This is a genomic window from Candidatus Hydrogenedentota bacterium (genome assembly GCA_019695095.1).
GTDB lineage: Bacteria > Hydrogenedentota > Hydrogenedentia > Hydrogenedentales > SLHB01 > JAIBAQ01.
In genome coordinates this window covers 1-8,427 of record JAIBAQ010000226.1, presented here as the reverse complement: position 1 = coordinate 8,427, position 8,427 = coordinate 1, and the positions used below count along the sequence as shown (strand labels likewise).

Below are 8,427 nucleotides of genomic sequence, written 5' to 3'. Positions count from 1 at the left end.
CCGTCCAGTTTCGCGGAACGAGCCGCCATGAAGAACAATTGGAACGGGAACACTAAAGTGTTAGTGAAGGAAACAGAAAGCGACCAAGACTTGCTCTAAATCTGGCCGCATCCATGGGGGAAGGTCAGTCCAGATACCTAAACTGTCGGACAAACATCTCGTACTGTCCGGCTCCATTGGGGAACGGGTCGCGCCAGACCAAAGCGACCGCGCGCTTTTCACCGGTCACTACCCGCTCCTCGTTCAATGTCTGCGCAACCACAATAAGAGTGAACAAGTTCTGGTTGGCATTGAAGAGCCGGTAGGAATTCCGGATCACCGATTCCTTCTCATTGTTGTTCAGAGAAAACGAAGAATTTGTGAACTCACTGGCGGTCACCCACGCCGCCCCACTATCCAGTGATGTTGCTTCAAACGTCGTGTCTTTTGTCGCTAATGCTACAACACTCGCACCGATCTTGCCGGCATTGGCCTGTGATAGTGTGGCCGCCGCGGGTAGAGGCTCGTCCGGCCTCCCCTCGATAGGCGCGCCGGAGAGTGCGGCAATCCAAACGTCCGTGCTGAGTGTATTCGGGTTGATAAAGCCGTTTGTATACGCGCGCGTTACAACATTGCTAAGGGAAAATTTGGTCAAGAGTTGCCGCCCCGGCGGTGTAAACAAATCGATCGTGGTCCATGGTTGCCCCGTGAGAATATAACCCAGCTCAGCTACGGACGTGAGGTTCGTTGAATTCCTCACGTACGCATTGGTCCCTTCCGGCGACAGCGATCCATTTGAAAGAAGGGTCTGAGATTTATTAAAGTCCACGACCGCCGCATTTATGGCCCTCAGACTGTTGGCGGCCTTGACCCAGTCCGCGGACAGATGATTCAACCGCGGGTCATTGGCTTGCAGGGAATCAGCATTGGGTCCGTTGTTCCTCGGGTAGGGAGCAGTCGCGGGTCCTAGCTGAAGGTCCTGCGATTGTTGCGTTGTTCTGTCGACATTGGCGCCCGTGCCGACCTCTGTGACATCCAGACTGATTTGATTGAAAAACTGATTCACGATGCGATTGCCGGTGGCCGGATAAGGGATCGACAAGACATTGGTAAAGGAAACGACTTGAAATGGAGTCATCGCGCTGGCCGGCAGTGTCTTCGGGTTCACCGGGTCAATGGGCGGCGTAACAATGGTTCCACCTGGCGCAAATACGAATTGCCAGTTCACGCTATTCAATCGCACTTGATACGTGTTGCCATTGGTTCCACTCCCCGTGACACATGGATTCCAAAACTCGACGTCGAGGATGACCGTGTTTACGAGATTGCTAACTCCGGGTGCGACATCCACTACCGATACAATCTGCCGAGACACAAGTTCGTTGATCATCGGAAAGCATTCCTGGCAGGGAATCAAGGGGTCAGCGGTGCCCGCGGTGCTGCCGCCGGGGATGAAATCATCGTCAATATAGTCGCGGAAACACTTCCCGATGTCAGGAGAGCTGGGATACAAGCTTCCCAGAACACTCTGCGCCTCGGCTGCGTCCCACCTCCGAGGGTCTGCCGTGTGCACCGTCCCGTCACCCAGATCACCAAGAGGCCTCCAAGCTTCGCTGTTCCAATCGTACCAACCGGGCTCAATGTAACTTAGCGAATACGGGACTAGATCAGTCGCCACTATGGCATTCGTGGCGATAACCTTATTCTCGCCGGGCGAGGGAGTGCCATCGTTTAGGTATACCACCTCCGGCAAAGTTGCGAATCGCGTGTACTTTGACCTGTTAGCAACCAGGTCATCTCCTTTGGACGCTCCAACCTCGGGCAGAAAGTCGAGGTTGATTTCGTCGACCCATACCCCATTGCTCCGCAAACCGCCATCTGCAACGTTTGCGTCTATAAGTCCCGTGCAGTCGAGTGCCACAAAGGCGTAGCGGCCCACGACATTCCCTGTGACAGGATTCGTTGGATCACGAACTTCAATCCATTGCGCATTCTGCGCAATGTTTGAGGCGTCGAGATCCGGGTCGACATTTGAGAGAAATCGGTGAGGGATCCACCCCTGGACTTCGCCGGCAAGCATGTTCATCGTGGATGGCACCTTCAAGAGAGCATTGGTCGAATACGACTCCAGAACAGCCATCTGTTTGGGTTGGTGGATATTCACCGGGCGCGGGTCACTTGCCGGCAATGCAAGAGCATCGTTGTAGCTGTAGTTAATCAGTCGGTCGTTGACTCGATCCATGGCCGAGGCAACACAGCCCTTCAGGAATTGCTCGCAAGCCGCGCCGTCCTTCTGGGCCTCGGATGCCAGCCTCTCCGTCCTCATGCTCGCTAGGAATGTGACCGCCAGAACGAGCAGGATGGCGAGGAAGGACAAGACAACCACAAGGGCTATTCCAGACTTCGACGACCGAGCATCTGACTGACAATTGGACATGGTGCTAGTTGGCCAAAGGATGAAACATTTCCGTGGAGCCAGTTAGAGGAATTCCACGCCTGATCAGGATATTTGACTCCTGATCCAAGAGTCGTTTTAGACCGGCATTATTGCCTGCAGCTCGAAGATAGCTGGCGCGCTTCATCGTGTCCTCAGAGGCGACCTGGATATAGACGTCGATATAGCCAAAAGGTTTATCCGCGGGATATCCCCCCGCACTTACTTGGGAGCTGTCGTAGCGGGGAGGCGATCCCTGAGCAATGTTATTGCCATTCAGGTCGTGCACGTAGCAATCGAATCGCACAATGTTGTCTGCGATCATATCCGGCGACCCGTCCATGTTGTTTAGCTTTGTGTTGTCTCGCCACCACTGCTTCCATGCGGGCGTAAATGGGTCAACCCCATTTGCCACTGCAATATCAAAGTTGGTCTTGGACCGCATAAGCCTATATGTCGTGTATCCTTTGGTCGTGTCGCTACTGACAAAATACCAAACAAGTTGGTAGGCGCGGCCGTCGTTTGGGTCACCAGACGTTGTAACCAAGTAGAGTGCGTCAAAATCATTGTCGACGAAGTTCCCCCTCATGGCACACGCCAATTTATTGTCGACAACAGCGCCCTCGATGGCGCGCACGACTTCGTCGAGGGCGCTCCGGGCGACACCACTTCGAAGAATTGTGTTATTCCCCTTCTTTACCGCATCGGTCGCTTCATTGAATAGCTTCAGCAATGCCAGCATGAGTATCGAGAGGACGGCCATCGCGGACAGGACTTCGATAAGTGTGAAACCACGGCTGTGATGACGGCGATTCATAGATAGCGTGGAACAAATTCCCGATAAAACACGATGCTGCCGGCAGGTTTTCGAGTGCTGTTGTTTATGGCGTCTTTCACGGCTTGCTGTTTGTCACCCGCCCACACCTCGAGGCGTGCGTATTTCGTCGCCGTTCCGCGCGACTGCACGTCGAGTGTATAGGTGAAAGTCGACAGCGCGTAGCCCGAGTCGACACCGAGAGTCTGGTGAAATTGAGGAGCAACAGTAAACGCCTCTACCCCTGCCGAGCCAAAGCCCAACGCACGAACCACGGGCTGGGTCGTCGTAACAAAAGCCATCGAATGAGATTTCGGCACCTCCGCATATGTCCCACCCGATTTGAATTGCGTATCCCACGTGTTACTGGGTGCGATAACCAAAGATTGCGCCTGAAGACTGTCTAGTACCCAACTGGCAAACGCGCTGATTTCCCCCATTTCCGTCGACTTTCGGCAGGAATCGAGTCCCTGGGGAAACATGTTGAATATGGAGAGCACCCCCAAGCCCGCGACAAGCAACGCCAAGGCAAGTTCGACCAACGAGAAGCCGGCGCATGATGACGTCTTTGGGTTATTCTCCATCACTGTCTCTCATAATAATCCATTTGCCCGGTCGCTCCAAATACTCGAACCAAGGCGTTGTTCGTGGATACCTTGATAGGTGCTGATGCAAGTGCTCCTACGCTTGTGTTTATGTTCACTATGCCAGCGATCAGGTAAATGTGCGCCGTGTTACCGGGATTCCAAGTTGAGCCAAATGAGTCAATCGTATATGCACGACCATTCGGCCGGAACTCGATAGCAGGAATATTGTGGTTCTTGGGAGACTGGGAATCGGGAAACGGGTAATTGACGGTCGCAGCATTGTAGCTGTTGAAGATACTGCTTGAGGCCGGTAGTTGCGCGTCAAAGTAGATGCCCTGAGGCAAGTATTTCCAATCGGTTATGTACTCATTGGGCAGATTGTTCTCATCGCCTTCGATAACCGCGTACGATCTGAGTGCGTGCTCGACTTCGCTACCCTGGTACGAAAGCACGCCTCCCTGCGAAGGGCCCGCGTCGGGAAATACTACCCACACATACCTGCGGTGGGTTATTGCATGTTGCCTCGCCAGCCTTAACGTGCTCATGAGCCCGGGGCTCGCAGAGTTCAGGCTGCGCTTTGAGAAGGACTCGAACGCCGGTATGCCTACGGCAAGCAACAGAGCCATGATGCCGATTACGACCAGCAACTCAAGCAGGGTAAACCCCCAGCACTGTTGACGGTTTCTTCCTGCTCGCTTCCCCATCGAGATTCTCATTCCCAGCTCTTGATGTTGTCTGCCGCGGTTGCAGAGTTCGTGTCTGGCCCTGCCGACCAAGAAATCACGTTGTCATATACGGTGTACAAGCTGTTTGAAGTCCTGCCGTCGAAATTCGCGTCAAACGAAACCCTGTAGGGCGTCCCCCAAGGATCGACAAAGTTCCAGCGTGTATCGATGGAATTGCCGCTGATTTCAACGAACTGAATGGCCATGGGATTATCGGGCGTCGCATCCGGCCCCGTGAGACCCGTCTGGTAGTAACGCGCATTGAGAATTCGGACAAAATTCGATGACATGATGGACCCGGTTGACGACTCGTCCGTAGCAGACGGCCAGCGTCCGTACTGGTTCCGATACGCTTTCCATCCTTTCACAATCCGTTGTGCATCTGCCTTCGCCTGCACGCGCTCAGCCTTCTCCATGACCGACCTGATTGCCGGCAGCAGGATCCCGATGAGAATTGCCAAGATGCCAATCACAACAAGCATCTCGATGAGCGTAAATCCTCTCTTGACCGGAATCATTTCGCCCCCCACGAGTAGAGAAGCGATCCCGGCTTATCCGGTTCGGGCCCATAAGACATCACTCCCACCCCAAGATCAGGGAAGGTTGCATCTTTGCTGGGGGAAAGATTAACGATGTCCGTATAGGCATTTCCTCCAAGGCAACAAACACCTATTTCTCCGTCAAACTCGGTGTCCATCGTAATGACGTAGGGATTCCCCCACGGATCGAGATAATATCCGTCATCTTCCTTGTAGGTGTCGCCATCCTTGTCGGTGCCTTCCATCGACTTCGGCGGGATTTCGAGAAAAACAATCTTCCTCACGTTATTTGTTCCATTCACATTTCCGGGTGCCCTGGGGATCGCGCGCAGGATATCCATAACAACATTCATCGTATACTCCGCGCCTTGGGGATTGTTCCTATCCCCAAAGGTTCGGTCCTGATAGCCGTTACTTGTTGGAACCGGCCAAATCCCGTACTCGCGATTGTAGCTTTTGATTGCAGAGACGATTTGCGACATATCCATCCGCGCCCGGGTTATTTCGCCTTTGCGCGCGGCTGCGGTCAAAGCAGGGAGCAAAATCGATGCGAGAATGGCAATGATGCCTATAGTGACGAGGAGCTCGACCAAAGTGAAACCCGTCTTCGCTTCCTCGCAAGGCGAAGAGCTCCGCCGCGGCAAGCCTGCCTGCCGGCCGTAGCCCACCGGGCGACGGCGGGACACCTGAAGCCGGAAACCTGAGTTTCGGTTTTCGGCATCCGGATTTCGCTCCATGCTCATCAATTCTTCCCCCACGAGGTCAGGAACGATTTCGTGGAGCCGGGATCGGGACCGTAGGATATCGCGACGGCCAGAAAACTGGTCACGGTCATGCTCGCAGACGGGGCCGGCGGACTATCAAGCCCGGACAAAAAAGCAGAGCCGTCAAAATTCGCGTCCACGCTGAGTACGTATGGATTTCCCCATGGATCCAAATAGTATCCGTCGGCCTCCACGTACGAACCGCCATCCTTGTCCGTACCGATCATCGAATCTTTCGGAACATCGAGAAAGACTGTGCCCTTGGGATTCCCAACATTGTCCTTGGCACGAAGGTTGTCCATGATGACCTTCTGCTTGTTTGGCTTATTCTTGGCTCCATACGTCTTATCAGGTGCTCCATCGTCCGCAACTGCCACAGGCATTCGTCCGTAGTCACCATAGTACGCCTTGATCGCCGCGACAATCTGCGTCAACTCCGTCTGCGCCCTTGCCTTCTCCGCTTTGGTAAGTGCTGAGTTCAGGGCAGGCATGAGAATCGCCGCTAACACCCCAATAATTGCAATGACCACGAGAAGCTCGATCAAGGTGAAACCGCGACTGAAAAACAACCAGCTCGGCCTGACAGATTCTTCTGCAACTGCCTTGTTTCCAGAAACTTTCATGTGATCAGTCTATGCAAAATCTACACCCAGTAGAGTGCATCGTCTAGTCCAGCAGGTCCGCACTGCTAGAAGTCGCCACGCCAATTCGCAATATCGTCGGAATTGGATGCCGCATTCGGGCCAATAGACCAGAGATCGTAACCGAACTTGGAGTTGCTCTGATCGGCATACGGAGAGGATCCGCGGTGAAGATATCTATAGTCATTGCCCCACGGATCAAGGAATCTGCCTGCCATGGTCGAATTGGTCAGGAACTTGGCGGTGATGAATGGCTCTTTGCCACCAGCTTGTGGTTTGATCCAGAGGTTGGTTATCCACGAAGCGCTATCGTCTGCGGTTAGGCTCACTGGATAGTTGCCGTACGCTATTCGGTGTTCTTCTAACGCGTTCTTGATCTTCGTCAGGTCAACTATAGCGCGCGCACGGTCACTCTTCATCGTTGCAAGCCCCGACACGCCGAGCACGATGCCGACCAGGATGCCGATGATCGTGACGACGACGAGGAGTTCAATCAGCGTGAAGGCCTGCTTGAAACTTGGAACTTGAAACCTGGAACCTGAGTTCATGAAATGAGTACATCCCGATACGGCATGAGCGTCGAGCCCGTTTCTTCCAAGGATTGCCCGCCCGCATCGCTGCGCGAAGCGTTGCGGGCATGGGAAAAAACGACGGCGGAATTTCCAATCGTTGGAAAATCCGCCCGCTCCCCTCGTCAGCCACATCCTGTTGATGCTCTAGTTTTACCCCTCCACTACATCTTTGGATAGATAGCCCGCGAATTTCATCTCACAGATGAAATTCGCGCCCTACCGGGCTTCGACGCGCCCCTGAAGACAGTGGCTTGCTCAGGGCAAGCCTTCGGCGCGTCGAAGGGCGAATCTTGAGCCGTTCGACAGGCTCACGGTCTCGTCACTGCCGAGAGGCATAGGCCCTGAGCCTGTCGAAGGACAAGTCGCACAGCGACGCGCCGAAACTTTGGCGGCAGAAACCACTGCCGCCAAAGCGCATATTGCATCGCTCTCATGTTTACGATGCAATATGCGGGATAGCAATTGCCCGCTGGAAGTCTGGTGTATACTCTGAGTGTGAAACGATCACGCCATCAGGGGAGGTGCCTTGTGCGAGGTTTCGGTCCTGTCCGTCATCCGTCATCCGTCCTCCGTCCTCTCTTCCGTTCGCGCTCCTGCAGCGGCTTCACCCTCATGGAACTGCTCCTGGTCATCGGCATCATCGCCATTCTCGCCGCCCTTCTCTTCCCCGCCCTGAACGCAGCGACGGCCAAGGCCAATGAATCCAAATGCATGAGCAACGCCCGGCAGTGGGGCACGGCTGCGACGCTCTATGTCGCGGATCACGACGGTGCGTTTCCAAATCAGGGGTCGGCGCCCGGTTCCGGTTTTGCGGATCCCACCCCCGGCACGAATGTCCTGGCGTGGTACAATTCGCTTCCGCCGTATGTTGGCAGTCCCGCCGCCAGCAACCTGTGGATCATCCGCAAGATGCCGCGCCCGCGCGACAAGTCGATCTTCATCTGCCCGGCCGCCAAGCTGGAACCGACGATTACGAGCGATCGCGATTACTACGGCAACTACGCGCAGAACCAGTGGCTGGAGGCAGGCAACCGCCCGGCGGGCAGCGGATATTCTAGATACTTGCGCATGAGTCAGGTTGCCAAGCCCGCGTCGTTCGTCGTCATGACCGAGCAATCCAGCGGAATTGGAGTGAACGGTCAGCTGGGCTATAAATACGGCCAGACCCACGTGGTCTACATGGGTTATCCCACATCGGGCGACGGGTTCCGCCACAACAGCAAGGCCAACATCACCTTCGCGGATGGACACGCGGCGGGTTTCGCAAAGTCGGCGATCTACTTTGCAGGCATGGCTGACACCGACAACAGTGGAGGCATCCAATGGAACCCAGACAACTCGAAGCTCGACTACCCGTGATGTCCGCGTGGAC

9 protein-coding genes are annotated in these 8,427 nt (G+C 54.8%); 1 reads left to right on the top strand and 8 read right to left on the bottom strand.

Annotation, left to right across the window (positions count from 1 at the left end; genetic code table 11):
- Positions 1-124: 124 nt before the first annotated feature.
- From K1Y02_23270 to K1Y02_23235, 8 genes are all read right to left on the bottom strand, one after another.
- Positions 125-2,365 (bottom strand): hypothetical protein, encoded by a 2,241-nt coding sequence (locus K1Y02_23270; protein ID MBX7259302.1) that lies wholly within the window; start codon positions 2,363-2,365, stop codon positions 125-127.
- Positions 2,366-2,420: 55 nt separating this feature from the next.
- A complete protein-coding gene (locus tag K1Y02_23265; GenBank protein MBX7259301.1) occupies positions 2,421-3,230 on the bottom strand; it encodes a type II secretion system GspH family protein in 810 nt (269 codons plus the stop codon).
- Positions 3,227-3,811 (bottom strand): hypothetical protein, encoded by a 585-nt coding sequence (locus tag K1Y02_23260; GenBank protein MBX7259300.1) that lies wholly within the window; start codon positions 3,809-3,811, stop codon positions 3,227-3,229. Before K1Y02_23260 ends, K1Y02_23265 begins: the two co-directional genes overlap by 4 nt.
- Positions 3,811-4,530 carry a GspH/FimT family pseudopilin gene (locus K1Y02_23255; GenBank protein MBX7259299.1) on the bottom strand — a complete coding sequence of 240 codons (720 nt, stop codon included), beginning with the start codon at positions 4,528-4,530 and terminating at the stop codon, positions 3,811-3,813. The genes K1Y02_23260 and K1Y02_23255 overlap by 1 nt, the downstream gene beginning before the upstream one ends.
- Positions 4,527-5,057, bottom strand: a complete 531-nt coding sequence (locus K1Y02_23250; protein MBX7259298.1) for a prepilin-type N-terminal cleavage/methylation domain-containing protein — start codon at positions 5,055-5,057, stop codon at positions 4,527-4,529. The genes K1Y02_23255 and K1Y02_23250 overlap by 4 nt, the downstream gene beginning before the upstream one ends.
- The gene (locus K1Y02_23245) at positions 5,054-5,815 is read right to left on the bottom strand and encodes a type II secretion system GspH family protein (GenBank protein MBX7259297.1); all 762 of its coding nucleotides are present in this window, start codon (positions 5,813-5,815) and stop codon (positions 5,054-5,056) included. The genes K1Y02_23250 and K1Y02_23245 overlap by 4 nt, the downstream gene beginning before the upstream one ends.
- A 5-nt stretch (positions 5,816-5,820) precedes the next feature.
- On the bottom strand, positions 5,821-6,465 hold the full coding sequence (locus K1Y02_23240; protein ID MBX7259296.1) for a type II secretion system GspH family protein: 645 nt from the start codon (positions 6,463-6,465) through the stop codon (positions 5,821-5,823).
- A gap of 65 nt (positions 6,466-6,530) precedes the next feature.
- Positions 6,531-7,031, bottom strand: a complete 501-nt coding sequence (locus K1Y02_23235; GenBank protein ID MBX7259295.1) for a type II secretion system protein GspG — start codon at positions 7,029-7,031, stop codon at positions 6,531-6,533.
- A gap of 636 nt (positions 7,032-7,667) precedes the next feature.
- On the opposite strand from K1Y02_23235, the gene K1Y02_23230 reads away from it, so the two are divergent.
- Positions 7,668-8,414, top strand: coding sequence for a prepilin-type N-terminal cleavage/methylation domain-containing protein (locus K1Y02_23230; protein MBX7259294.1), 747 nt, complete (start codon positions 7,668-7,670; stop codon positions 8,412-8,414).
- The last annotated feature ends 13 nt before the right edge of the window (positions 8,415-8,427 follow it).

Bases quoted from the DNA above. Each gene is read 5' to 3' on its own strand.
- K1Y02_23265 (MBX7259301.1), bottom strand. From the start codon at position 3,230: ATGAATCGCCGTCATCACAGCCGTGGTTTCACACTTATCGAAGTCCTG.
- K1Y02_23260 (MBX7259300.1), bottom strand. From the start codon at position 3,811: ATGGAGAATAACCCAAAGACGTCATCATGCGCCGGCTTCTCGTTGGTC.
- K1Y02_23255 (MBX7259299.1), bottom strand. From the start codon at position 4,530: ATGAGAATCTCGATGGGGAAGCGAGCAGGAAGAAACCGTCAACAGTGC.
- K1Y02_23250 (MBX7259298.1), bottom strand. From the start codon at position 5,057: ATGATTCCGGTCAAGAGAGGATTTACGCTCATCGAGATGCTTGTTGTG.
- K1Y02_23245 (MBX7259297.1), bottom strand. From the start codon at position 5,815: ATGGAGCGAAATCCGGATGCCGAAAACCGAAACTCAGGTTTCCGGCTT.
- K1Y02_23240 (MBX7259296.1), bottom strand. From the start codon at position 6,465: ATGAAAGTTTCTGGAAACAAGGCAGTTGCAGAAGAATCTGTCAGGCCG.
- K1Y02_23235 (MBX7259295.1), bottom strand. From the start codon at position 7,031: ATGAACTCAGGTTCCAGGTTTCAAGTTCCAAGTTTCAAGCAGGCCTTC.
- K1Y02_23230 (MBX7259294.1), top strand. From the start codon at position 7,668: ATGGAACTGCTCCTGGTCATCGGCATCATCGCCATTCTCGCCGCCCTT.